Below are 24,365 nucleotides of genomic sequence, written 5' to 3'. Positions count from 1 at the left end.
CGCATCCCGGCTCACTGCAAACGCATAGCCTCCACGAAGCTCCCTGCTGTGTCGGCGCCGCTAGCGTTGTCCATGCCCCCGGATCCGCCGGATCGGCCGGATACACCGGATGCGGTGGGGCACGACAGAAGGAGGACCAGTCATGATCCGCACCACCGCCGTTCCCCGCCAGCTGCGCGTCGGCGCCGCCGCGGCGTCCGTTCTGGGCATCGCCGTGCTCGCCGGCTGCGCCGGGACCACGTCCGCGAACACCGACGCCGGCAGCGGCGCCTCGAGCACCGACCAGGCTGCCGACACAACCGACACCGGCTCGTCGAGCGGGTCCGTCGCCTACACCGACGGCACCTACACGGCCGACGGCTCGTATGCGACCCCCGAGTCGGTGGAGACCATCAGCGTCACCGTCACGCTCGCCGACGACATCATCACGGCCGTCGAGGTGACGGGCAACCCCACCAAGAGCGAGTCCGAGCAGTACCAGTCGCAGTTCATCGGCGGCATCCAGGACGCCGTGGTCGGCAAGGACATCGACGAGATCTCGGTCTCCCGCGTGGCGGGCTCCTCCCTCACCAGCGGCGGCTTCAACGAGGCGATCGACGCGATCAAGGCCGAAGCGGCCGCCTGATGACCGCGGGCGCCGACACGCGGTGGACCTTCTCCGCGATCGGCACTGCATGGGAGATCCAGACGGCGACGCCGCTTCCCGCGGCGATCCGTGAGTCGGTGAGGGATCTCATCGACGCCTTCGACCGCGACTGGTCCCGCTTCCGCGAGGATTCGCTCGTGACGACGCTGGCACGGGGCGGCGGTGCCGTCCCCACGCCGCCCGACGCGGCCGCGATGCTCGATGCCTATGCGGAGCTGTCGGCCGCCACCGCCGGTGCGGTCAACCCGCTCGTGGGCGACGCGCTGGCCGGGCGCGGATACGACCCCGGCTACGGCTTCATCGACCACGGCGCGCGCCCGGCGCCGGGGGACTGGACCAGCCGCCTCGAGTGGTCCGGCGGACGACTCGGCCTGTCGTCGCCGGCGATGATCGACGTGGGCGCGCTCGGGAAGGGACGCCTCGTCGATCGCGTGCTCGCCGAGATCGCCCCTTGGGTCGACGGCCGAGTCGTCGTCGACGCCAGCGGCGACCTCGCCGTGCGCGGCGGGCCCGAGCGGGTCGGCCTCGAGCACCCCTACGATCCGCGTCGGGCGATCGGGGTCTGGGAGGTCACCGACGCCGCCCTCTGCGCCTCGGCGACCAATCGGCGCGCGTGGGGCGACGGACTGCACCACGTCCTCGACGCCCGCACCGGGCAGCCGGTGCGCACCGTCGCGGCGACCTGGGCGCTGGCCGCCGACGCGATGACTGCCGACGCCGTCGCCACGGCCCTCTTCTTCGAGGGCGGGCCCGAACTCGCCCACCGCTGGGGCGTCCACTGGGTCCGGATGACCACCGACGGCCGCGTGGAGTGGTCGCCCGACTGTAAGGCAGAGTTGTTCACGTGATCTCCTCCCTCACCGCCCTGTGGACGCGTCTCTACGGCGTCGTCGGCCGCGTGTCGATGTACCGGCTCGTCGTCCTCTCGCTCGTCGCGCTGGCCGCCATCGCCGTCGTGCTCTCCTTCTTCGGCGTGCTGGCGCCCACCGCGGTGGAGCTGCTGGCCGCCTGGGCCGTGCTCGGCGCCGCCTGCGCGGGCACCGACGCGGTGGCCCACCGGGTGCTCGGCAAGGCGTGGCGCTGGGAGTCGACGCTCATCACCGCGCTCATCCTGCTGTTCGTGCTCCGCCCCACCCTGGAGCCGCTCGGTCTCGTCGGCCTGGCGATCGCCGGGATCGTCGCCTCCGCCTCGAAGTACCTGCTCGCCTGGCAGGGCCGGCACGTCTTCAACCCCGCCGCGGTCGGCGCGACCTTCCTGACCGTGCTGAGCGTCTGGCTCCCCGACCTCGGATCCTCCGCGTGGTGGGTCGGTTCGCCCTACCTCGCCGCACCGGTGATCCTCGCGGGGCTCGTCGTGCTGCTGCGCACCGAGAAGGTGCGCGTGATCCTCGTCTTCCTCGTGATCGCCGTCGTCGTCGGCTTCGCCCGCACGGTCAGCCAGTACCAGAGCGCGGGACTCGACTTCGATGCGGGAACCGTGTTCTGGCAGCTGCTGTGGTCCTCGCCGTTCCTCTTCCTCGGCGCCTTCATGCTGTCCGAGCCGCTCACGCTGCCGCCGCGACGGTGGCAGCAGTTCGCGGTCGCCGCCGTGGTGGGGGTGCTGGCCGGATGGCCGATCGACCTCGGAGAGGTGAGCCTGGGACAGGAGCGCGCACTCCTCGTCGGCAACCTCCTCGCCTTCGCCTTCGCGTTCCGCTCCGCCGTGCGCCTCACCCTCGTCGAGCGTGTCGCCCTCACGCCGACCGTGCGCGAACTCGTCTTCCGCGCCCGGCGGGGCTTCCGGTTCGCGGCCGGACAGTACCTGGAGCTGGAGGTCGCCCACCCCAAGCCCGACGCCCGCGGGACGCGGCGCGAGTTCAGCATCGTCTCGGCGCCCGAAGAGCTGCCGACGGTCCGCATCGCGCTCCGCGAAGGGTCGCAGTCGACCTACAAGAAGGCGCTCGCCCTCGTCGAGCCCGGACAGTCGCTGCCGGTCACCGGAGTCTGGGGCGACTTCGTGCTCCCCGCGAAGCCCTCCAGCCCCGTCCTCATGGTCGCGGCCGGCATCGGAGTTACGCCGTTCGTCTCGCAGCTGCGGCATCTGCGTCTGGCCCGCGAGGACCGTGACGTGGTGTTCGTCTACGTGGCATCGGGGAGCGAGGAGCTCGCCTTCCGCTCCGAGCTGGAGGACTCCGGCATCCCCGTCATCGTCTTCACGCGCGACCAGCCCGACGCGATGCCCGCGCACTGGCGCTGGGCGCGCGGCGTGCGGCTGGACGCCGAGGGGCTCCTGCAGGTCGTCCCCGACATCGCCACGCGCCACGCCTACATCTCGGGCCCTCCGGGACTGATCGCCGAGCTCGCGCCGGCGCTGGACAAGGCCCGGTCGATCACCACCGACGCCTTCTCCGGCTACTGAGCGCGACCGTCGGCCGCTCCTCAGGCGGGATCGGCCGGGCGGGCCGGGAGACGGACCTCGAACGTGGTCGATCCCGGCCGGCTGTCGACGGTGATCGTGCCGTGGTGGGCCGAGACGATCGCCTTCACGATCGACAGGCCGAGTCCGGTGCCGCCGGTCTGACGCGCGCGGGACGAGTCGGCACGGGCGAAGCGCTCGAACAGCTCGTCGGCGACCGCCGGGTCGACGCCGGGGCCGTCGTCGTGCACGCGCAGCACCGCGTCGCCGCCGTCGAGCGACACCGACGCCGTCACCTGCGTACCCGTCGGGGTGTGCACGCGCGCGTTGGCGAGCAGGTTCGCCGCGACCTGATGCAGCCGCGCTCCGTCGCCGGCGACGACCACGGGCTCCTCGGACACGTCGACCCGCCAGGTGTGGTCGGGCCCCGCGACCTGGGCGTCGGCGGCGGCGTCGATCGCGATGCGCGTGAGGTCCACCGCGCCGTAGACGAGCTCCTTGCCCTCGTCCAGCCGCGCCAGCAGCAGCAGGTCCTCGACGAGCGTGGTCATCCGCAGCGAGGCGGCCTGGATGCGCTCCAGCCCCTGCTCGGACTGCTGCGCGGCCGCCTGGCGCTGGTCATCGGTGTCGTGGGGGCGCTGCAGCGATCGGAGGGACAGCTCGGAGTACCCGCGGATGGCGGCGAGCGGGGTGCGGAGCTCGTGACTCGCGTCGGCGACGAAGGCGCGCATCCGCTCCTCGTTGCGCTGCCGCGCCGACAGCGACGTGTCGACATGGTCGAGCAGGGTGTTCAGCGCCGCCCCCACGCGGCCGATCTCGTCGGAGGCGTCGGCCTCGGCGGCCGGCACCCGCTCGGTGATGCTGACGTCTCCGGAGTCCAGGGGCTGCGAGGCGACGCGCGCCGCGGTGTCCGCGACGACCCGCAGGGGCTTCAGCGCCTGCTGGATCACGACCGCGATGACGGCGGCGAGCACGAGCAGGCCTCCGAGGGTGAGCAGGGTCACCGTCGTCAGGATCTGCGCGACCGTCGAGGCCAGCTCCGAGGTCGGCATCCCGACGGCGATGTACCCGCCCGACACCGTGCCCTGCACCCGGATGCGGTAGTCGCCGGCGCCGGCGACCGTGGCGTCGCCCCAGCCCAGGCGGTCCACCGACTGGAAGCTCGTGAGGACGCCGCGCACGTCATCGTCCGAGAGCGCGACGGCCACCTCGTCGTCGCTGACGTACGCACCCGTCGTCCCGGACAGGTTGCTGACGATGAGCAGCGTGCCGACCTCCTGGCGGCCCTCGTTGAGGATCTCCGCCGCACTGCCGGTGGGCGCCAGGTGCATGCGCTCCGCCGCCGAGGTCACCTGCGCGTCGAGGTTCTCCACCATGATCGAGCGCAGGATCGTGCCCGTGGCGAAGCCGATCGCGAGGAGGATCAGTGCCACGAGCGACACGACGGCCACGATGAGCCGCGTCTGCAGGCTCCAGCGGTGCCGGGGGAGCGTGGTGGGGGCGTCGGTCATCACTGCGGGGCTTTGATCATGTAGCCCACGCCGCGCACGGTGTGGATCAGGGGCTCACGGCCCGCGTCGATCTTCTTCCGCAGGTACGAGATGTAGAGCTCCACGACGCTCGAGCGGCCCCCGAAGTCGTAGTTCCACACGCGGTCGAGGATCTGCGCCTTGGAGACCACGCGGCGCTGGTTGCGCATCAGGAAGCGGAGCAGCTCGAACTCGGTGGCCGTCAGCTCGATCTGCGCCTCGCCGCGCTCGACCTCGTGCGAGTCCTCGTTCAGGGTCAGGTCGCCCACGCGCAGGATCGGGTCGGCGCCGCCGGCGGTCGCGCTGCCGGCGCGGCGCATGAGTCCGCGCAGGCGTGCGACCACCTCCTCGAGGCTGAAGGGCTTCGTGACGTAGTCGTCGCCGCCGGCGGTCAGCCCCGCGACGCGGTCGGCGACCGCGTCCTTCGCGGTGAGGAACAGCACCGGCACATCGTTGCCCCCGTGGCGGAGGCGCTGGAGCACGGACATGCCGTCGAGGTCGGGCATCATGATGTCCAGCACGAGCGCATCGGGGTCGAACTCGCGCGTGGCCGTCAGGGCGTCGTACCCCGAGCCCGCGGTCCGCACCTCCCAGCCCTCCATCCGCAGCGCCATGGAGAGCAGATCGGTGAGCATCTGCTCGTCGTCGACGACGAGCACGCGCAGGGGTGAGCCGTCGGGGCGGCGGAGGGCGGGTGCGGCGGCGGGTGCGGTCATGGCTCCCATTGTGTCCCTCCGGCTATGCGGTTCCTATGGGAAGACCTATGCGTCCTCTGTGAAAGCGGGGGCGTCGTCGCCCCCTCGCTCATAGCGTCCCCATACCTCCCGCAGACCGCGCGCAGAATCACGCTCCCTAGCGTCGGGATGCCGGATGTCGATGCCGGTGCGGCCCGACCGGCCGTCGAGAAGGAGACCCATGTACTGGACGTACCTGCGCCGTGAGCTGTCCGGGCGCAAGAAGCAGACCACCATCGTCGCGACCGGCCTCGCCATCGCCATCGCGCTCGTCATCGTCGTCAACGCGCTGTCGGCGGGCGTGCGCGACGCCCAGGCCCAGGCGCTCGAATCCGTCTACGGCGTCGGCACCGACCTCACGGTGTCGGGCGCGCAGGCCGAGCCGGGCGAGGGCGGCCGCGGCGGTCCGCAGTTCGACTTCGGCGACGACGAGGGCACGACCTCCGACGACGGGACGACGAGCCTCAACCAGTCGCGTCTCATGACCGATTTCCTCCGCGGCACCATCGACGCCGCGACCCTCGACACGGTGACCGGCATCGACGGTGTGGCCGCGGCCTCCGGCGCACTCAGCCTCACCAACACGACCTTCGACGGCGAGCTGCCCCAGCGGCCGGACGCCGCGACGGAGGGCGGAGCGGACGCCGGCCAGGCACAGCCCATGCCCGAGGACGGCGAGGGCGGCATGGGCGGATTCGGGGGCGGATCCTTCACCGTCGACTCGTTCACCGTCCTGGGAGTCGAGGCCGCCGACACCGCCGTGGGGCCGCTGTCGGCCGTCGAGGTCACCGAGGGTCGCGCGCTGACCGACGCCGACGCCGGTGCGGACGTCGCCGTCCTCGACGCCTCGTACGCGACGAGCGCCGATCTCGCCGTCGGCGACACCATCGACGTCGGAGGCACCGCCTTCGAGATCGTCGGCATCGTCGCGTCCACCTCCTCCGAGGCCGACACCGCGGCGAACGTGTACATCCCGCTCGACGTCGCCCAGGACCTCTCGGGCGCGGGGGACGTCGTCTCGACGGTCTACGTGCAGGCGGCCTCCAGCGACCAGATCGCGACCGTCCAAGCCGCGCTCGAGGAGGCGCTGCCGGAGGCGACGGTCAGCTCGCAGTCCGACCTCGCCGCCGACGTGTCCGGGTCGCTGTCGAGCGCCTCCTCGCTCATCACGAGCCTCGGCACATGGCTGTCGGTCATCGTGCTCGCCGTCGCCGTGGCCCTCGCGATCCTGCTGACCATGTCCGGCATCTCACGGCGCACGCGCGAGATCGGCACCCTGAAGGCCATCGGATGGTCCAACCGGCGCGTGGTCGGGCAGGTCGCCGGCGAGTCGGTGGTCCAGGCGCTCATCGGCGGGGCCGTCGGCATCGTGCTGGGGCTCGCCGGCGTGGTCGCCGTCAATCTGATCTCTCCCACGATCTCCTCGGCACCCGCGGCCGAGGACGCCCTCGGACAGGGCGGGCCCGGCGGCATGGGCGGCATGGGCGCGTTCGGCGCCCAGCTCGGCCAGACCTCCGCCGACATCGTCCTGAGTGCGCCGCTGTCGGTGGGCATCATCCTGCTCGCGCTCCTGCTGGCAGTCGCCGGCGGCCTCGTCGCCGGCGCCTTCGGCGGATGGCGCGCCGCGCGCCTGAGCCCCGCCGAAGCACTCCGCGCGGTCGCCTGACGACGGCTGCGCCCTCCTACGCCCATCCCACCCATCCGATCCAGGAGACGACGACATGACCCTCATCGACCAGAGCCCCGCCGACCCCGCCGCCACGCCGGAGGCGGCCGCCTACCGGCTGGCCGGCGTGGTGAAGACCTACGCGCAGAAGGGTCGCGTGGTGCAGGCCCTCACGGGAGTGGATCTCGAGATCGCATCCGGCGAGTTCGTGACGATCCAGGGGCCGACCGGCGGCGGGAAGTCGACGCTGCTGCAGCTGCTCGGGGCACTCGACACCCCGAGCGCCGGACACGTGATGATCGGCGAGACCGACCTCGCCACGGCCTCGGCGACCGACCTCGAGCACGTGCGGGCCCGGGAGATCGGCTTCGTCTTCCAGGCGTTCAACCTCATCCCCACCCTCACGGCAGCGGAGAACGTCGACATGGGCCTCGAGCCGCTCGGGCTCGACCGCTCCGAGCGGGCGGCACTGGTGGCCGACGCTCTGGAGCGCGTCGGGCTCGCCGAGCGCGCCGACCATCGACCGGGGGAGCTCTCCGGCGGTCAGCAGCAGCGCGTGGCCATCGCCCGCGCCATCGCCAAGCGACCACGGGTGCTGCTCGCCGACGAGCCGACGGGCAACCTCGACGAGTCGATGCGCGACGACATCCTCGCCGTGCTCGAGCAGCTCAACGCGGAGGGGCTGACGCTCGTCGTCGTCACCCACGACTCCGCGGTGGCGCGCCGCGCGGGGCGCCGCCTGCGACTGGACAAGGGGACGATCCGCGACATCACCCGCTGACGCGCGGCGACGTCCTCACCTCCGGGGCCGGGAGGGCGAGAGCAGGAACGCGAGGAGGAGCATGAGCAGCATCCCGATCACGGCGCCGAGGGTGTTCGCGACCAGGTCGCGGACATCGGCGACGCGCGCATCGAGAAACAGCGCCTGAGCGAACTCGATCGCGCCGCTGGCCAGCAGCCCCAGCACGGGAGCGGTCCACCAGCCGCGCACCCCGAACCACAGCACCGCGAAGATGCCGAGGGGCACGAACATCGCCACGTTGGCGCCGAACTCGACGCGGTCGAACGTGATCCAGGCCGTCGACTCGCGCTGGGCGAACCAGGCGAGCAGCCGGTCCAGGGCGGCCGCGATGTCGGAGCCGTAGGGACGGGCCCGCAGCGTCATCCACGCCACCGCCCACAGGTACAGCCCGGACAGGATGGCGAGCACGACGCGCGCCGCCGCGCGATGCACGCGCAGCGCAGTGGACTCCTCGGCCGGCGCCGCCACGACCGCGGTCAGTGGGTGTCCTCGGCCTCGACCTCGGTCCGGTCGCCCGACCACAGGGTGTGGAAGGTTCCGGCCTTGTCGGTGCGGCGGTAGGTGTGGGCTCCGAAGAAGTCGCGCTGACCCTGGATCAGTGCGGCGGGGAGGCGCTCAGCCCGCAGCCCGTCGTAGTAGGCGAGGGACGACGAGAAGGCGGGGGCCGGGATCCCCGCGCCGGCGGCGACCTGGACGATCTCGCGCCACGCGTCCTGCGCGCGCCCCAGAGCCTCCACGAAGTACGGGGCCGTCAGCAGGACCGGGAGCTCCGGCGCCGCGTCGTAGGCGTCGGCGATGCGGTTCAGGAACTGCGCGCGGATGATGCAGCCGCCGCGCCAGATCTTGCTGATCGCACCGAGGTCGATGTTCCAGCCGTACTGGGCGGCGCCGGCGCGGATCTCGTCGAAGCCCTGCGAGTAGGCGACGATCTTCGACGCGTACAGGGCGAGGCGGACCTGCTCGACGAACGCGCCCGCATCGGCCACGGTGAAGTCCTCGGAGGAAGGACCGGGAAGCCCTCCGGCCACATCGCGCTGCTCGCGGTGGCTCGACAGCGAGCGGGCGAACGTCGCCTCGGCGATGCCCGAGACCGGCACGCCCAGGTCGAGGGCGGTCTGCACGGTCCAGGCGCCGGTGCCCTTGGCCCCGGCCTCGTCGACGATCACGTCCACCAGCGGGCGGCCGGTGGCGGCGTCGGTCTGGCGCAGCACTTCGGCGGTGATCTCGATCAGGTAGGACTCGAGCTCGCCGCGGTTCCATTCGGCGAAGATGTCGGCGATCTCGGCGGGCGACTTGCCGGTGCCGCGGCGGATCAGGTCGTACGCCTCGGCGATCAGCTGCATGTCGGCGTACTCGATGCCGTTGTGCACCATCTTGACGAAGTGCCCCGCGCCGTCGTGGCCGACGTGGGTGACGCAGGGCTCGCCCTCGGCCACCGCGGCGATCGACGTGAGGATCGGGCCGAGCGTGACCCACGCCTCGTCCGGTCCGCCCGGCATGAGCGAGGGGCCGTTCAGCGCGCCCTCCTCACCGCCGGAGACGCCCATGCCGACGAAGTTGAAACCGCGCTCGCGCACCGTCCGCTCGCGACGGATCGTGTCGGTGAACAGGGAGTTCCCGCCGTCGATGATGATGTCGCCCGGCTCGAAGACGTCCATGAGCGACGCGATGACCGCATCGGTCGGGCCGCCGGCCTTGACCATGATGATCGCCGTCCGCGGCTTCTGCAGCGACGCGGCGAACTCCTCGTACGAGAAGGCCGGGACGAACTCGGCCTCGGGGTGCTCCGCGATCAGCTCGTCGGTCTTGGACCTGCTGCGGTTGAAGACGGCCACGGTGTTGCCCTCGCGGGATGCGAGGTTGCGGGCGAGGTTGGACCCCATGACGGCGAGCCCCACGACTCCGATGTTGGCTGCAGGCGGGACCGCGACGGCTTCTGACACAGAGAACTCCTCGGAGAAACGGGGGAGGGAATCACCTCCCAGCGTAGTCCGCCCCGGCGTGTGGCGTCGCCGCGTGACGCGTCCGGCACGTCGTCGCGCGTAGTGTCTGAACCGACGGTTCCCCGGCGCGAGTCCGGGCGGGGCCGCGGGTGCGGACCGCGGCCATGGAGGAGCGGGTGTGAGCAGGATCGTGGTCATGGGGCCGAGCGGCTCGGGCAAGTCGCTGGTCGGGGCCGCTCTGGCGGCGAGGCTGGGCGCGCGGTTCGTCGACGGCGACGATCTCCATCCGCGCAGCAACGTCGCGAAGATGGCCTCGGGAAAGCCGCTGGACGACGAGGACCGGGCGCCGTGGCTCGACGCGGTCGCCCTCGTGCTGTCGCGAGAGGCGCCGGTGGTCGTCGCCTGCTCGGCGCTGCGGCGCGCGTACCGCGACCGCATCCGCGCTACGACGGCGGACGCCTGGTTCGTCGAGCTCGTCGTGCCGCAGACCCAGCTGCGCGAACGCGTGTCGCGGCGGGACCACTTCATGCCGGCGACGCTGCTGGACTCCCAGCTCGCGACCCTCGAGCCGCTCGCGACCGACGAAGCGGGGGCGCGGGTGGCCAACGACGCCGACCTCGAGTCGGTGGTCCGCCGGATCGCGGCGGTGCGGGACGCTCAGTCCTTGCGGTAGCCGGCGCGCCCGAGCGACCACAGGGCGCCGAGGGCGCCGAGGGTGGCGCCGACCGACATCAGGCCGATCAGCCACAGGAGAGCGTGCGACATCCAGCCGTAGTCCATGGGTCCTCCTCGGTCGGCGCAGGTCGGTGCGGGCGCGTCACCATCGTAGCGGGGGCGCTGGTAGACTCGGGACGTACTTCGGCGAGGGATGCTCCGGCATCCGTGATCGACGCGGTGAATCGGCTCAGAGATTCTGCCTGGCGGCTGTCCTGTGGCTTTCCTCACGCGCGGGCGTTCGAGTCGAATCCACCAGACCCCAGACCAGGGCCCGCGCACAGAGTCGCGGCCCGCAAGGAGAATCACCATGTCGACTGAGACCGACACCAAGGTCATCGCCGAGACCCGCGAGAACTTCGGCAAGGGCTTCGCCCGCCGCCTCCGCGCCGCCGGCAAGATCCCCGCCGTCATCTACGGCCACGGCAGCACCCCGGTGCACGTCGCGCTGCCCGGCCACCAGGTCGCGCTGCTCGTGCGCCGCGCCAACGTCGTCCTCGAGCTCCAGCTCGACGGCAAGGAGCAGCTCACGCTGGTCAAGGACGTCCAGAAGGACCCGGTGCACCAGATCATCGAGCACATCGACCTCCTCGTCGTGAAGAAGGGCGAGAAGGTCCAGGTCGACATTCCCGTGCTCGTCGAGGGCGAGCCCTTCCCGGGCACCATCGTCAACCTCGACAACGCGACCGTGTCGCTCGAGGTCGAGGCCACCCACATCCCCGAGCACGTCGTCGTCGACGTCGAGGGTCTCGAGGACGGCACGCACATCACCGCGGCCGACCTGACGCTGCCCAAGGGCGCGACCCTCGTCACCGACCCCGAGACCCTCGTGGTCGCCATCGCGGTGCCGGCGGCGACGATCGCCGAGGCCGACGAGATCGAGGCGGCCGACGAGGCCGTCGCCGAGGAGCAGGCGGAGGCGGCCGAAGAGGCCGAGTGACCGTACCCCACGACGCCCGTCGCCGCCGATACTGGTGGCGGCGGGCGTCGTCGTCGGAAGGGACCCCCATGGCAGAGAGCTGGCTGGTCGTCGGACTGGGCAACCCCGGCCCCCGATACGAGGCGACCCGGCACAACGTCGGGCAGATGGTCGTCGCCGAGCTCGCGGCGCGTCGCTCGGAGACGCTGCGGGCGCACAAGGCCAACGCGCGCGCTGCCGAGTCGTGGCTGCGTCCCGGGGGACCGAGGCTCGTCCTGGCGACGCCGAACTCCTTCATGAACGTGTCGGGCGGCCCGGTCTCGTCGCTGGCCCGCTTCTACGACGTGCCCCCCGAGCGGGTGGTCATCGTCCACGACGAGCTCGACATCCCCTTCGACACGGTCAAGCTCAAGGTCGGCGGCGGCCACGGCGGCCACAACGGGGTGCGCGACGTCGCGAAGGCGCTGGGGACGGCGGACTTCCCCCGCGTGCGCGTGGGGATCGGCCGTCCGCCCGGGCGTCAGGATCCGGCGGACTGGGTGCTCGATCCGTTCTCGTCGACCGAGCGCGCCGCCCTGCCGAGCCTCATCGGCGACGCCGCCGACGCCGTCGAGCTGCTGGTGGACGAGGGTCTGCTCGCCGCACAGCAGCGCTGGCACGCCCCGCGCGCCTGATCGCGCCGCGGCCGGGTCGGGGGTGCCGTCCGGGGCCGGGCGCTCAGCCTCCCCGGCGGCTCAGGGGCGCACGGCGATGAGGGCGCCGCGCGCGACCGGCGAGGTCAGCGCCGCGACCGCGTCGGAGAACGGCACCGTGCGTCCGATCAGCCCCGAGAACAGGCCGTGGTCGGCGCGCTCGAGGAACCGGACGGCATCGAGCAGGTGCTCCGGACGGTATCCGCGCACGCCCCGGACCGTGAGCCCGCGCTCCACCAGCGTCGCGGCCGGCACCGCGCCGGATGCCCCCTCCGCGCTCTCGGCGAGGACGAGCACCGCCCCGGGACCGGCGCCCGCGACAGCGTCGGTCACCGCCTCGGGCGAGCCCCCGAACTCCAGCGCGACCCGGTAGCCCGCCGGGGCGCGTCCCGGCCGATGGGTCGACTCCGCCCCGAACGCGGGCGCCGGGGTGCGGCGATGCGGATCGGGGTCGACCGCCAGGACGCGCGCGCCGCGCGCCGCGGCCATCGCGACCGCGGTCAGCCCGACCGCGTCGCAACCCGACACGAGCACCGTCTCGCCGGAGAGGGGTCGCACCTGCTCGGCGGCGTCGAGAGCCGCTGCGGCGATGGCGGTCGCACACGCGGCGGGGGCGAACACCTCGGCCGGGATCCAGTCGCGCGCCCGCACGACCGCCGTGCCCGCGACCAGGTGCACGTGGGTCGCGAGCCCGCCCGACAGCTCCCAGCCGCGGCGCACGCGCTCATGGCCGTAGCGGCGCTGGTCGAGGCATGCCTCGGGGATGCCGTCCCGGCACATCTCGCACGCGCCGCAGTCGACGGTCGCCGCCCAGACGATGCGGTCGCCGAGGCTGAGCGGCACGCCGTCGACGGTGGTCGCGGGCGATCCGGGCCCGCACGCGACGATGCGGCCCACCTGCTCGTGCCCGAGCACCTGCGCGGCGGAGGCGGGCCGCTCGCCCAGGGCCGTGCGCAGATCCCGCTCGCACACCGTGGCGAGCTCGACCTCGACGAGCAGCTCCCCGGGACGGAGGGTGACCTCGGTCACCGCGATCCGCTGCAGCGGCAGATCGGCCCCCAGGAAGGCGATGGCCTCGGCGGCCGGCTCGAGGACCACGCGGACGCCGGTGGCGGTCTCCATCGTCGTCCGCCGGTGCGTCGTCACACCGCCCATGGTCCGCGCCTCTCGATCCTGCCCCGCGGGTGCGGGAGGACGCCACGTTAGGCAGGCCGCGTGACGCGCGAGTGAACGCGGAGCGGATGCCGGGTGTCGTGCGCCCGACCGGTCGGCGTGTCGGGGGTCCGCCCTAGACTGGAGGGATGACAGTCGCCGGGATCGTGCGCGCCCTCGTGCAGTCGGAGCCGTTCGCCGAGGTGCTCCGCGGGAGCCGCACCGACACCGACTTCTCCCTCGTCACCGGTCTGGACGCGCCGCTGCTCGCCGCCCTGGTCTCGGCCCGTGCGACCGCGGCGGAGGCGGGCTCGCCTCCCGCGATGCTCGTGATGGCCCCGACCGGGCGCCGCGCCGAGAGCGTGGGCGCCGCGCTGGAGTGCCTGCTCCCCGACGCGACGGTGCTGCACTTCCCGGCGTGGGAGACCCTGCCGCACGAAAGGCTGAGCCCGAGTCCCGAGACGGTGGGACGGCGGCTGGAGGTGCTCCGCCGGGCCCACGCGTGGGACGGGTCGGCGCCCCTGATCGTCGTGGCCTCCGTCCGTGCGGCCCTGCAGCCGATAGCCTCGGGACTCACCGATGCCGGCGCGATCGAGCTGGTCGCGGGCGAGCGCGGGCACGAGCGGGACGACGTCGTGCGGCGCCTCGTCGAGCTCGCGTATCAGCGCGTCGACATGGTGTCGCGCCGAGGCGAGTTCGCGGTCCGCGGCGGCATCCTCGACGTCTTCCCCCCGGTGGCCGATCACCCGCTGCGGGTCGAGTTCTTCGGCGACGAGGTGGAGCAGATCCGCGCGTTCTCGGTGGCCGACCAGCGCTCGCTCCCGGGCGATGTCGCATCGGTCACCCTCATCCCCAGCCGTGAGCTGCTGCTGACCGCGGGCGTGCGCGAGCGCGCCGCGGCGCTGCGCGACCGCTTCCCGGGGCTTCGCGGGATGCTCGAGAAGATGAGCGAGGGGATCCCCACCGAGGGCATGGAGTCCCTGCTCCCGGTCGTCGCCGACGCCGTGGTCCCGCTCATGGACTACCTTCCGCGGGGAACGGCCGCGGCCCTCCTCGATCCGGAGCGCTCCGTCACGCGCGCCATCACGCTCGGCGAGACGAACCAGGAGTTCCTCGAAGCCGCGTGGAGCGCGGCCACGGCGGGCGCCGACACGCCCGTCGACCTCGGTGCGGGCGACTTCCTCACCCTCCCCGCCCTGCGCGAGGCCGCCCGCGAGCGCGGGGGCGTGTGGTGGACTCTGAGCGGGTTCGACTCGGGCGATGCGGATGCCGAGGCGGAGGGCCTCGTCGAGTCCTCCGGCGCCGTGCGGGTGGCCGCCGCGCCGGTGCCCTCGTTCCACGGCAACGTCGAGGGGGCGACCGGTCATGTCGCCCAGCTCGTGGCCGACGGCTGGCGCGTGGTGATCGCCTCGGGCGGCACGGGACTCGTCGACCGGGCCCGTGACGTGCTGGCCGAGCGCGGCGTGCCGGCGCGCACGGCCCAGGACCTCGCCGACGCGCCCGCGGCGGGCATGGCGACCGCGGTCGTGGCGACGCTCGAGGCCGGGTTCCAGGACGCCGGCGCGCGACTGGCCGTGCTGACCGAGAGCGAGTTCTACGGCCGCACGATCGGCGCCGACTCGCGCGTGGTGAAGAAGCTCGCGTCCCGCCGGCGCAATGTCGTGGACCCCCTCCAGCTCAAGCCCGGCGACGTCGTCGTTCACACCACGCACGGCATCGGGCGCTTCGTCGAGCTGGTGCAGCGCGAGGTCTCCACCGGCGGGCGCAACGCCGTGAAGACCCAGCGGGAGTACCTCGTGCTCGAGTACGCGCCGTCCAAGCGCGGCTTCCCCGGCGACAAGCTCTTCGTGCCGACCGATCAGCTCGACCAGCTGTCGCGGTACGTCGGCGGCGAAGCCCCCACGCTCTCCAAGATGGGCGGCAGCGACTGGGCGGCCGCCAAGGGCAAGGCGCGCAAGGCGGTGCGCGACATCGCGGTGGAGCTCGTCAAGCTCTACTCGGCGCGCATGGCGGCGAAGGGCTACGCGTTCGGACCCGACACGCCGTGGCAGCGCGAGCTGGAGGAGGCGTTCCCCTTCGCCGAGACCCTCGACCAGCTGCAGACCATCGATGAGATCAAAGCCGACATGGAGCGGCCGATCCCGATGGATCGCCTGCTCAGCGGCGACGTCGGATTCGGCAAGACCGAGGTCGCGGTGCGGGCCGCGTTCAAGGCGATCCAGGACGGCAAGCAGGTCGCGATGCTGGTCCCCACCACCCTGCTCGTCAAGCAGCACCTCGAGACCTTCACCGAGCGCTTCGCCGGCTTCCCCGTCAAGGTGCGTCCGCTCTCGCGCTTCCAGACCGACAAGCAGGCGCGCGAGACGATCGCGGGGCTCGCCGACGGCACGGTGGACATGGTCATCGGCACCCACCGCATCCTCACCGAGAAGGTGATCTTCAAGGACCTCGGCCTCATGATCATCGACGAGGAGCAGCGCTTCGGGGTCGAGCACAAGGACCAGCTGAAGAAGCTCAAGACGAACGTGGACATCCTCGCGATGAGCGCGACCCCGATCCCGCGCACGCTCGAGATGGCGGTCACGGGGATCCGCGAGATGTCCACGCTGCAGACCCCGCCCGAGGATCGCCATCCGATCCTCACCTACGTGGGACCGCGCGGCGACAAGCAGGTGGCCGCGGCGATCCGCCGCGAGCTGCTGCGCGAGGGCCAGGTCTTCTACGTCCACAACCGCGTGCAGTCCATCCAGCGCGTGGCGGCGCATCTGGCCGAGCTCGTCCCCGAGGCCCGCATCGCGGTCGCGCACGGGCAGATGGGGGAGCACGCGCTCGAGCAGGTCGTCGACGACTTCTGGGAGCGCCGCGCGGACGTCCTCGTCTCGACGACGATCATCGAGACCGGTCTCGACATCTCCAACGCCAACACGATCATCATCGACCGCGCCGACAAGTACGGGCTCAGTCAGCTCCACCAGCTCCGCGGCCGGGTGGGGCGCGGACGCGAGCGCGCGTACGCCTACTTCCTCTACGACGAGATGAAGCCGCTCAGCGAGACGGCCGCCGACCGCCTCGAGACGATCGCCGTCAACAACGACCTGGGCTCGGGCATGCAGGTGGCACTGAAGGACCTGGAGCTGCGGGGAGCGGGCAACCTCCTCGGGGCCGAGCAGGCCGGTCACATCGCGGGCGTCGGCTTCGACCTCTACCTGCGGATGATCGGCGAGGCGGTGGCGACCTTCCGGGGTGAGGAGACCGAGGGACCGGCCGAGCTGCGGCTGGAGCTGCCGGTCGACGCGCGCATCCCCGAGTCCTACATCGACAGCGAGCGGCTGCGGCTCGAGGCGTATCAGAAGCTGTCGGCGGCGGCATCGGTCACCGCGGCCGCCGACGCGATCGACCTGGTCGCCGACGAGCTCCGCGACCGCTACGGGGCGACGCCGCCCGAGGTGGACGGGCTGTTCGAGGTCGCCCGTCTGCGCCGCCGCGCCGCCCAGTCGGGCCTGACCGACGTCGTCGCCATGGGGCCGAACCTCCGCGTCGCCCCCGCGCGCCTGCCGGACTCGCTGCGCGTGCGGCTGCAGCGCCTCCACCCGAAGGCGAAGATCCTCTCCGGCGGCGAGGCGATGATCGTGCCGCTGCCGAGCGCCGGCGGTGAGTCGCTCGCCGATGCCGACCTCATCGCATGGACCCGGCAGCTGCTCGACCAGCTGTTCCCGCTGCCGGTGCCGGACAGCAGCGAGGCGGACGCGGCCCTCCAGGGCTGAGCGGGTTCGCCGTCGTCGGTTCGCCGCCGTCGGATTCGCTAGGGTCGGCACATGCGCCGTCGACTCCGGGTTCCCGCCGTCCTCACCGCGCTCGCCGTCCTCGGGTGTGCGGCGTCGGGGTGCGCGGCGCTGCGGCCCGTGTCGGCGCAGCAGGCGGGCGACGGCATCTGCACGCCCGTCACCGCGGGCGATCCGCGCGTCACGATCGGCACGACGTTCGTCACCGCGACGGTCGACGCGGAGCTCGTCGGTGTGGAGCTCGTCGAGGGCGACAACCTGGAGGTCGTCGGCTGGCGGACGCGTCCCCTGGTCGGCACCCTCACCGGCACGGCCAGCGGGTTCGACACGGCGGCCCCGGAGCACGCGATACCGGCCGGCACCGAGCGCCACGTCGAGGTCGGCTACGCCCTGATCGACCCCGCCCGCCCCGGGCGGGCCGACGCCGTCCGCCTCGCCTACCGCGCGCTCGGTCGAGACGGCCTCACCGGCGCGACCGGCGTCGAGGTGACCGTCGTGCCCGCGGACGAGAGCTGCGCGGCGTACTGATCGGGCGCCCGCACCGTGAGCACGCCGTCGGCATCGCTCTCGATCGCCGCTCAGCTCACGAGCACGCCGGTCAGATCACGAGCACGCCGGTCGCGATGAGCGTCGCGGCAGCGATCGCCCCGGCCGCCGCGACGGCGAACAGCACCCACTCGGCGGGGGAGAAGACCCGTTCCCCTCGCGAACGCCGCGCGGCCGCATACAGCACCGTGGCCGGCACGATGATCAGCAGCGACAGCAGCGTGTACTCCGCGCCGGCGGCGTACAGGAGGAAGCCGGTGTAGGCGGTCGCCAGCACCGCGACGACGAGGGTGCCGGCACGGCGCGCGCGCGACCGCCGCTCGGGGTCGGCCAGCGCGAGCTTCAGCGCGAACCCCGCGGTGAGGAAGTAGGGGATGAGGGCGAGCGCGCTCGTGAGGTTCAGTGCGACGTCGAAGGCGTCGGCGGCGAACAGCACCACGATCAGCAGCACCTGCACCAGCACGGTCGACAGCGTGAGCGCGCCGACCGGCACGTCCTTCGCGTTCGTGCGGGCGAACACCTGCGGCAGGTCGCCGGAGCGCGCGGCCACGAGCAGCACCTCCGCGGCCATCAGCGTCCACGACAGGTACGCCCCGAGGACGGCGACGACCAGCGCGGCGCCGATGAACACCGCGCCCCATCCGCCGACGACGGCCTCCAGGACCCCCGCCATCGAGGGCTGGCGCAGGGCGGCGATCTCCTCGCGGGGGAGGATGCCGTACGAGACGATCGTCACCGAGAGGAAGATCGCGAGCACCGACAGGAAGCCGAAGACCGTGGCCCGGCCGACGTCGGACCGCCGCCGCGCGTGACGGGAGTAGGCGCTGGCGCCTTCCACTCCGATGAAGGCGAAGACGGTGACGAGGAGAGTGGCGCGCACCTGCTCGTAGAGGACCGGGGCGCCGGCGCCGCCGGTGAGGTTTCCGGCGAAGACCTGCGGATCGAAGGCGAACAGGCACAGGAAAACGAAGACGACGATCGGGAGCACCTTGGCGACGCTCACGATCCGGTTGATCGCGGCGGCCTCCCGCGCGCCGCTGCGCACGAGCGCGTAGAACAGCCAGAGGCCGGCGGACGAGACGCCCACGGCGAGCACCGTGTCGCCCGCGCCCAGGGCGGGGAAGACGGCGCCGAGGGTCGACATGATGAAGACCCAGTAGAAGACGTTCCCCGCGCACGCGCTCGCCCAGTACCCGAACGCGGAGAAGAAGCCGGCATAGCGGCCGAAGCCGGCGCGCGCGTAGGAGTACACGCCCGCGTCGAGGTCGGGTCGTCGCAGGGCGAGGTGCTGGAAGACGAGGGCCAGCATCAGCATCCCGCCGCCCGCGATGCCCCAGGCGATGAGCGCTCCGGTGACGCCGGTCTCGGCGGCGAAGCGCCCCGGCAGCGAGAACACGCCAGCGCCGACCATGGAGCCGACGACGAACCCGGCGAGGGTGAGGGCCGACACCGTCGTCGTCGTGCGCTGCGGCGTCGAGGTCACGGGAGAGCTTTCCGGCTGGGGGAGAGGGCGAACCCTCACCCTACCGGCGCGGCGGGGACGCCTCGACGGACATGGCGCCGGCGGCATACGCTGGCGACATGCGATTCGAGCACCTCGGGGCGCAGCCCCGCATCCATCCCGACGCCGTCGTGGCGGCCACCGCCGTGGTCTCGGGGGATGTGACCATCGGGGCGGGCTGCCAGGTGCTCCACGGTGCCGTCCTCACCGCCGAGGGAGGTCCGGTGACCCTCGGCGAGCACGTGATCGTCATGGAGAACGCGCTGATCCGCGCGAGCGCCTCCCACCCGGTCCACATCGGCTCGCACGTGCTGGTGGGCCCCATGGCCAGCATCTCGGGGGCGACGGTCGAGGACGAGGTGTTCCTCGCCACCGGCACGCGCGTCTTCAACGGCGCCCGCATCGGAACGCACAGCGAGGTGCGCATCAACGCGGTCGTCCACCTGCGCACGGTGCTGCCGCCCGAGTCGGTCGTCCCGATCGGCTGGGTCGCCGTGGGCGATCCCGCCCAGATGCTGCCGCCCGACCGGCACGACGAGATCTGGGCGCTCCAGCACGATCTGGACTTCCCGGGCTACGTGTTCGGCCTGGACCGGGCCACCCCCGACCTGATGGTGCAGCTGACCGAGCGATACGGCTCGTCGCTGGCCCGCCACGCCGGCGACCGCCGCGTCGACGGCTGACGCTCAGCCGGTGTTCTGAAGCCCGGCAGCGACCCCCGAGACCGACAGCAGCAGCAGCCGCTGCCACTCCGGCGCGGCCGTCTCCTGCGACCGCAGCACGCGCAGCGCGCGCAGCTGCAGCAGCGAGAGCGCATCGACGTACGGGTCGCGCATCTTGACCGCGCGCTGGAGCACGGGACGGTTGGCGAGCAGCTCGTCGCCTCCGGTGATGCGGACGACCCAGTCGCGGGTCAGCTCCATCTCGTGCATCACGAGCTCGGCGAGGTCGTCCCGATCGCCGAGAGCGAGGTAGCGGCGGGCGATGCGCGTGTCGGCCTTGGCCAGGCTCATGCCGACGTTGTCGATCACGGTGCGCAGCAGCGGCCATTCCTCGTAGGCGCGGCGCAGCAGCTCGACGTCGCCGACGGCCTCCAGGGCGGTGCCGAGGCCGAACCAGCCGGCCAGGTTGATGCGCGCCTGCGACCACGCGAACACCCAGGGGATGGCGCGCAGGTCCTCGAGCGACTCCACCCACAGGCCGCGGCGCGCCGGACGGGACCCGAGGGCGAGCAGCCCGATCTCCTCCATCGGGGTGACCGTCGCGAACCACGGCGCGAAGCCGGGCGCCTTGACGAGCGAGAAGAAGCGCTCGCGCGAGGCCCTGTCCATCGTCGCGGCGACCTCGGCGAAGCGGGCCGCCGCCTCTTCGTTGCGCCGCTCGATCGAGGGCGCCGAGGCCAGCAGCACCGCGGCGGCGACCTGATCGATGTGGCGCATCGCGATGGCCGGGTCGCCGTAGCGGGCGAAGATGACCTCGCCCTGCTCGGTGAGCTTGAACCGACCGTCGACCGAGTGCGGCGGCTGCGCCAGGATCGCGGAGTTCGCCGGGCCGCCGCCGCGTCCGAGCGCTCCGCCGCGCCCGTGGAAGAGCGTGAGACGGATGCCGGACTCCTGGGCCCAGGCGGCGATCTCCGCCTGCGCTTCGTAGAGGGCGAGGTTCGCCGCGACCGGACCGACGTCCTTCGAGGAGTCGGAGTAGCCGAGCATCACCTCGAGGCGGCGCCCGGTGGCCTCCAGCCGCGCCGCGAACTCGGGCTGCTCGACGACCTCCGCCATGATGCGACGCGCCGCCTGGAGGTCGGCGAACGTCTCGAACAGCGGGATGACGTCGAGCACCGGGGGGATGCCGCTGGAGCCCACGGCGTACCGCGCCAGCCGGTGCACGTTCGCCAGGTCCTGGGCGGACTGGGTGAAGGAGACGATGTAGCGGCCCGCTGCCCGCGGGCCGTAGCGCTGCTGCACCTGGGCGATGGTGCGGAAGACCTCGAGCACCTCCTCGGCCTGCGTGCTGAGGGCGCCGCCCGCCTCGCACTCCGCGAGCACCTTGGCGTGGACCGCGGAGTGCTGGCGCACCTCGAGTTCGGCGAGGTGGAAGCCGAAGGTCTCGACCTGCCACAGCAGCTGCTGCAGGTGGCCGTACGCCTGCCGGGCCGCCCGGGCGGCCACGAGCGAGTCCTGGACCGTCCGCAGGTCGGCGAGCAGATGCTCGGGATCGCGGTACGCCAGGTCGGCGTCGCGGCGCCGCGTGGCGGAGATCCGCCGGGTGATGAGGAGCATCGCGCGCTTGTGCGGCTCGCCGGTTGCGCGCTTGACCGCGTCCGCGCCGCCCTCCTCGTCGGCGGCTGTCAGGCGCTGCAGCAGCGCCTGGAGCGCGGCGCTCGGAGGAGTGGTGTCGGCGGCCAGCGTGAGGGTGCGGGCGACGCGGTCGGCGGTGCGCTCCAGGCCCAGGAGGATGTGCTCGGCCGCGATGGCCGCCGCCTTCTTCGTGACCGACGCCGTGACGAACGGGTTGCCGTCGCGGTCGCCGCCGACCCAGGTGCCCAGCCGCACGAACGGGCGGACGACCGGGGCGCGGTTGCCGGCGCCCGGTCCCTGCAGGGCGTCGTCGACGCGCCGGTAGACGTGGGGGACGGCCGTGTAGAGCGTCTCGTCGAAGACCGCCATGATCGCGCGGACCTCGTCGACGGGGGTCGGCTTCTCGGCCCGCAGCGGCGCGGTCCGCCACAGCGTGTCGACCTCCTCGATCATGCGTCGCTCGGCGCGGCGCTCGTCGGCGCCGCCGCGCAGGGCGGCATCGTGCTCGACGAGGAGAGCGGCCAGGCGGCGGATGCTGGACGACACCGCGCGACGGCGCGCCTCGGTGGGGTGCGCGGTGAACACGGGGTGGAAGCGCAGGTTCTGCAGCCGGTCGAGCGCCGTGTCGTCGCCCACCTCGCCGGCCAGCCGCACGAAGGCGGCGGCGACGGAGTCGGTGACGTCCTCCTTCTCGGGACGGCCGTCGCGCTCCTTGAGCACGCGGACCCGCTGGTGCTCCTCGGCGAGGTTCACGAGGTGGAAGTACACGGTGAACGCGCGCGCGACCTCGTCGGCGCGGTCGACCGAGAAGGACTCGGCGATCGCGGCTGCCCGCTCGAAGGCCTCCGGCGACTCGTCCGTGTAGGCGGCGATCGTCGCGGTGCGCAGTCGCTCGACGTCGTCGAAGAGGCCCGGCGAGCCGCTCTCGCGCAGCACCTGGCCGAGGATGCCGCCGAGCAGGCGGACGTCGGCGCGCATCCGCTCGGGCAGCTCCTGCTCGGCCTCGCCGCGTCCGACGAGATCGATCGCTTCGGTCCGGGTGAGTTCACGCATGACTCCACGGTAATGGCCCCACGTTTCGTGCTCGTCACGCGTTACGCTGGAGGAAGGTGTGCCGGGAAGTCTGGTCGGCGTCGTGCTCACCGACCCTGAAGGAGGCCCTGTGGCCTTGCTGCGCTCCGCCCGCTTCCCTGCCGTCCTCCTGCTGCTGGCCGCCGTCCTCGGCCTCGCCCTCGCGAACTCTCCCTGGGCAGACGGCGCCCAGGCGGCGAAGGCCACCTACCTCGGCATCCCCGGGATCGTCCATCTGTCCGTCGGCCACTGGATCTCCGACGGTCTGCTCGCCGTCTTCTTCTTCATCGCCGCGGTCGAACTGCAGTTCGAGCTCACCAGCGGCCGTCTGAACTCGGCGCGCACGGCCCTCCAGCCGGCCATCGCCGCCGCCGGCGGCGTGCTCGTGCCGATCGCCGTCTATCTGCTGATCGCCGGCGGGACCGAGGGCGCCCGCGGCTGGCCGATCCCCACCGCCACCGACATCGCCTTCGCGCTCGGCGTGCTCGCGGTCTTCGGCAAGGGCCTGCCCTCGGCGCTGCGCGTCTTCCTGCTCGCACTCGCGATCCTCGACGACATCGTCGGCATCGTCTTCATCGCGGTCCTCTTCACCAGCGACGTCAACCTCCTGCTGCTCGCGTTCGCCGCGGTGGGGCTCGTCGCGTTCCGGCTGCTCAGCCGCGCGCTCGACACTTCCACGCGCCCGATCCTCATCGTCGCGCTCGTGATCGTCGCCGTCCTCGTGTGGTGGTGCGTCCTGACCTCCGGTGTGCACGCCACCATCGCCGGCGTCGCCCTCGGACTGGTGATGGCGCAGCAGCCCGCGCTGCGCGCGCGCCACGCCCTCGAGCCCTGGGTCAACGCCGTCGTGCTGCCGGTGTTCGCCCTGTCGGCGGCCCTCGTGGCGATCCCGCAGGTGTCACCGGGAGCCCTGTCCCCGGCGTTCTGGGCCGTGACCGCCGCGCTGCCGCTCGGCAAGATCGTCGGGATCACCGTGGCGGGATGGATCGCCCAGCGCGTGGCGCACCTGCCGGGGGCGCCGCGGCTCGAGATCGGCGACCTCCTCGCGGCCGGTGCGCTGGGCGGCATCGGCTTCACCGTGTCGCTGCTGCTGGCCGAGCTGTCGTTCGCCGGCGACGCCGCGGTCCGCGACCAGGCGACCCTCGGCGTGCTGGCCGGTTCGCTCCTCTCGCTCGTTCTGGCCGCGATGCTCGTATCGTGGCGGGCATGGCATCACCGACGTCTCCTGATCCCGGCGGTCTGACCCCGGCCGGCACCGCCGGGCGCGACCGCCTCCCGCGCTCCGACGACCCGCTCCGTGCCGCCGCCGAGGCGATGCGGGCGGTGCGCGAGCACTGCGTGTGGAGCGCCCGCATCACCCACCGCGATCTGGTGCCCTACCTCGTCGAGGAGTCGGCCGAGCTCATCGACGCCGTCGAGGCGGGGTCGCGCGCCGACCTCCGCGAGGAGCTCGGCGACCTCCTCTGGCAGGTGCTGTTCCACGCGGCCGTCGCGGCCGAGGCGGGGGAGGAGCCGTTCGACATCGACGACGTCGCCCGCGGCCTCACCGACAAGATGGTCCGCCGGCATCCGCACGTCTTCGCCGACGCGGTCGCGACGACCCCCGAGGAGGTCCTCGTCCACTGGAACGCCGCCAAGGCTGCCGAGAAGCGCACCCGCACGAGCGTCCTCGACGGCGTCTCCCCGCACATGCCGTCGCTGGCGCTGGCCCAGAAGCTGCTCTCCCGCGCCGCCGCCGTGCCGGCGCTGCCCGCGCCGAGCGAGAGCGTCGGCGGGCCGCCGAGCGAGGAGGATCTCGGCGACGCGCTGCTGTCCCTCGTCGCCACGGCGCGCGCACGGGGATGGGACGCGGAGCGGGCGCTGCGCGAGCGGCTGCGCCGGCTCGAGGACGACATCCGTGGTGCCGAAGCGGCGCCGTCGTCCGCCGCGGGGCGGGCGGCCGAGACGGATCTGGGAAACTAGACCTGTGGCATCCG

The 24,365-nt window shown here is 72.8% G+C and carries 21 protein-coding genes; 13 read left to right on the top strand and 8 right to left on the bottom strand.

Translation table 11 applies throughout. From position 1 onward, the window contains the following. The first annotated feature begins 142 nt into the window (after positions 1-142). Genes QQZ13_RS03095 through QQZ13_RS03085 form a run of 3 tightly spaced genes read left to right on the top strand, consistent with a single transcriptional unit; the run spans position 143 to position 3,044 of the window. Entirely contained in the window at positions 143-625 is a 483-nt protein-coding gene (locus QQZ13_RS03095; RefSeq protein ID WP_284527647.1) for a hypothetical protein, read from the top strand. After that, positions 625-1,494 carry an FAD:protein FMN transferase gene (locus QQZ13_RS03090; RefSeq protein WP_284527646.1) on the top strand — a complete coding sequence of 290 codons (870 nt, stop codon included), beginning with the start codon at positions 625-627 and terminating at the stop codon, positions 1,492-1,494. The genes QQZ13_RS03095 and QQZ13_RS03090 overlap by 1 nt, the downstream gene beginning before the upstream one ends. After that, positions 1,491-3,044: an FAD-dependent oxidoreductase gene (locus tag QQZ13_RS03085; RefSeq protein ID WP_284527645.1), complete on the top strand. Its 1,554-nt coding sequence runs from the start codon at positions 1,491-1,493 to the stop codon at positions 3,042-3,044. The genes QQZ13_RS03090 and QQZ13_RS03085 overlap by 4 nt, the downstream gene beginning before the upstream one ends. A 20-nt stretch (positions 3,045-3,064) precedes the next feature. Here QQZ13_RS03085 and QQZ13_RS03080 read toward each other — a convergent pair whose 3' ends face one another. After that, a complete protein-coding gene (locus tag QQZ13_RS03080; RefSeq protein ID WP_284527644.1) occupies positions 3,065-4,552 on the bottom strand; it encodes a cell wall metabolism sensor histidine kinase WalK in 1,488 nt (495 codons plus the stop codon). Further along, a complete protein-coding gene (locus tag QQZ13_RS03075) occupies positions 4,552-5,286 on the bottom strand; it encodes a response regulator transcription factor (RefSeq protein ID WP_284527643.1) in 735 nt (244 codons plus the stop codon). Before QQZ13_RS03075 ends, QQZ13_RS03080 begins: the two co-directional genes overlap by 1 nt. 199 nt (positions 5,287-5,485) lie before the next feature. On the opposite strand from QQZ13_RS03075, the gene QQZ13_RS03070 reads away from it, so the two are divergent. Then, on the top strand, positions 5,486-6,970 hold the full coding sequence (locus QQZ13_RS03070) for an ABC transporter permease (protein WP_284527642.1): 1,485 nt from the start codon (positions 5,486-5,488) through the stop codon (positions 6,968-6,970). Between the two features lie 55 nt (positions 6,971-7,025). Beyond that, positions 7,026-7,751, top strand: a complete 726-nt coding sequence (locus QQZ13_RS03065; RefSeq protein ID WP_284527641.1) for an ABC transporter ATP-binding protein — start codon at positions 7,026-7,028, stop codon at positions 7,749-7,751. Positions 7,752-7,766: 15 nt separating this feature from the next. Here the strand turns inward: QQZ13_RS03065 and QQZ13_RS03060 are convergent, their stop codons facing one another. Both QQZ13_RS03060 and gndA read right to left on the bottom strand, forming a co-directional pair. After that, on the bottom strand, positions 7,767-8,240 hold the full coding sequence (locus QQZ13_RS03060; protein WP_284527640.1) for a VanZ family protein: 474 nt from the start codon (positions 8,238-8,240) through the stop codon (positions 7,767-7,769). Positions 8,241-8,248: 8 nt separating this feature from the next. Then, on the bottom strand, positions 8,249-9,715 hold the full coding sequence (gndA, locus tag QQZ13_RS03055) for an NADP-dependent phosphogluconate dehydrogenase (protein ID WP_284527639.1): 1,467 nt from the start codon (positions 9,713-9,715) through the stop codon (positions 8,249-8,251). A gap of 196 nt (positions 9,716-9,911) precedes the next feature. Between gndA and QQZ13_RS03050 the strand changes: the two genes are divergently transcribed. Further along, entirely contained in the window at positions 9,912-10,388 is a 477-nt protein-coding gene (locus QQZ13_RS03050; protein ID WP_284528025.1) for a gluconokinase, read from the top strand. On the opposite strand, the gene QQZ13_RS03045 is transcribed toward QQZ13_RS03050, so the two are convergent. After that, the gene (locus QQZ13_RS03045; protein ID WP_284527638.1) at positions 10,373-10,495 is read right to left on the bottom strand and encodes a hypothetical protein; all 123 of its coding nucleotides are present in this window, start codon (positions 10,493-10,495) and stop codon (positions 10,373-10,375) included. The two genes, QQZ13_RS03050 and QQZ13_RS03045, sit on opposite strands and share 16 nt — an antisense overlap. Positions 10,496-10,739: 244 nt before the next feature. On the opposite strand from QQZ13_RS03045, the gene QQZ13_RS03040 reads away from it, so the two are divergent. Then, positions 10,740-11,369 carry a 50S ribosomal protein L25/general stress protein Ctc gene (locus tag QQZ13_RS03040; protein ID WP_284527637.1) on the top strand — a complete coding sequence of 210 codons (630 nt, stop codon included), beginning with the start codon at positions 10,740-10,742 and terminating at the stop codon, positions 11,367-11,369. 68 nt (positions 11,370-11,437) lie between these two features. Then, the gene (gene pth / locus QQZ13_RS03035; protein ID WP_284527636.1) at positions 11,438-12,022 is read left to right on the top strand and encodes an aminoacyl-tRNA hydrolase; all 585 of its coding nucleotides are present in this window, start codon (positions 11,438-11,440) and stop codon (positions 12,020-12,022) included. A 60-nt stretch (positions 12,023-12,082) separates the two neighbouring features. On the opposite strand, the gene QQZ13_RS03030 is transcribed toward pth, so the two are convergent. Beyond that, complete coding sequence (locus QQZ13_RS03030; RefSeq protein WP_284527635.1) at positions 12,083-13,195, bottom strand: alcohol dehydrogenase catalytic domain-containing protein; 1,113 nt, start codon at positions 13,193-13,195, stop codon at positions 12,083-12,085. Between the two features lie 146 nt (positions 13,196-13,341). On the opposite strand from QQZ13_RS03030, the gene mfd reads away from it, so the two are divergent. Both mfd and QQZ13_RS03020 read left to right on the top strand, forming a co-directional pair. Next, entirely contained in the window at positions 13,342-16,956 is a 3,615-nt protein-coding gene (mfd, locus tag QQZ13_RS03025) for a transcription-repair coupling factor (protein WP_284527634.1), read from the top strand. A gap of 51 nt (positions 16,957-17,007) precedes the next feature. Continuing rightward, positions 17,008-17,502, top strand: coding sequence for a hypothetical protein (locus tag QQZ13_RS03020; protein WP_284527633.1), 495 nt, complete (start codon positions 17,008-17,010; stop codon positions 17,500-17,502). Positions 17,503-17,572: 70 nt separating this feature from the next. Here QQZ13_RS03020 and QQZ13_RS03015 read toward each other — a convergent pair whose 3' ends face one another. Then, positions 17,573-19,003, bottom strand: coding sequence for a basic amino acid/polyamine antiporter (locus QQZ13_RS03015; protein ID WP_284527632.1), 1,431 nt, complete (start codon positions 19,001-19,003; stop codon positions 17,573-17,575). A 98-nt stretch (positions 19,004-19,101) separates the two neighbouring features. On the opposite strand from QQZ13_RS03015, the gene QQZ13_RS03010 reads away from it, so the two are divergent. After that, positions 19,102-19,704 (top strand): gamma carbonic anhydrase family protein, encoded by a 603-nt coding sequence (locus QQZ13_RS03010; protein ID WP_284527631.1) that lies wholly within the window; start codon positions 19,102-19,104, stop codon positions 19,702-19,704. A 3-nt stretch (positions 19,705-19,707) separates the two neighbouring features. Here the strand turns inward: QQZ13_RS03010 and QQZ13_RS03005 are convergent, their stop codons facing one another. After that, positions 19,708-22,371: a phosphoenolpyruvate carboxylase gene (locus QQZ13_RS03005; protein ID WP_284527630.1), complete on the bottom strand. Its 2,664-nt coding sequence runs from the start codon at positions 22,369-22,371 to the stop codon at positions 19,708-19,710. 109 nt (positions 22,372-22,480) lie between these two features. Here QQZ13_RS03005 and QQZ13_RS03000 point away from each other — a divergent pair, with 109 nt between their 5' ends. Further along, positions 22,481-23,632, top strand: a complete 1,152-nt coding sequence (locus tag QQZ13_RS03000) for a Na+/H+ antiporter NhaA (RefSeq protein WP_284527629.1) — start codon at positions 22,481-22,483, stop codon at positions 23,630-23,632. A 71-nt stretch (positions 23,633-23,703) separates the two neighbouring features. Continuing rightward, positions 23,704-24,351, top strand: a complete 648-nt coding sequence (locus tag QQZ13_RS02995; protein WP_284528024.1) for a MazG family protein — start codon at positions 23,704-23,706, stop codon at positions 24,349-24,351. Positions 24,352-24,365 lie beyond the last annotated feature (14 nt).

Origin of the sequence: Microbacterium sp. T2.11-28, assembly GCF_950097975.1 — a bacterium.
Lineage (GTDB): Bacteria > Actinomycetota > Actinomycetes > Actinomycetales > Microbacteriaceae > Microbacterium.
Note: the sequence above shows the minus strand (reverse complement) of the source record. Positions and strands in the feature narration are given on the sequence as shown.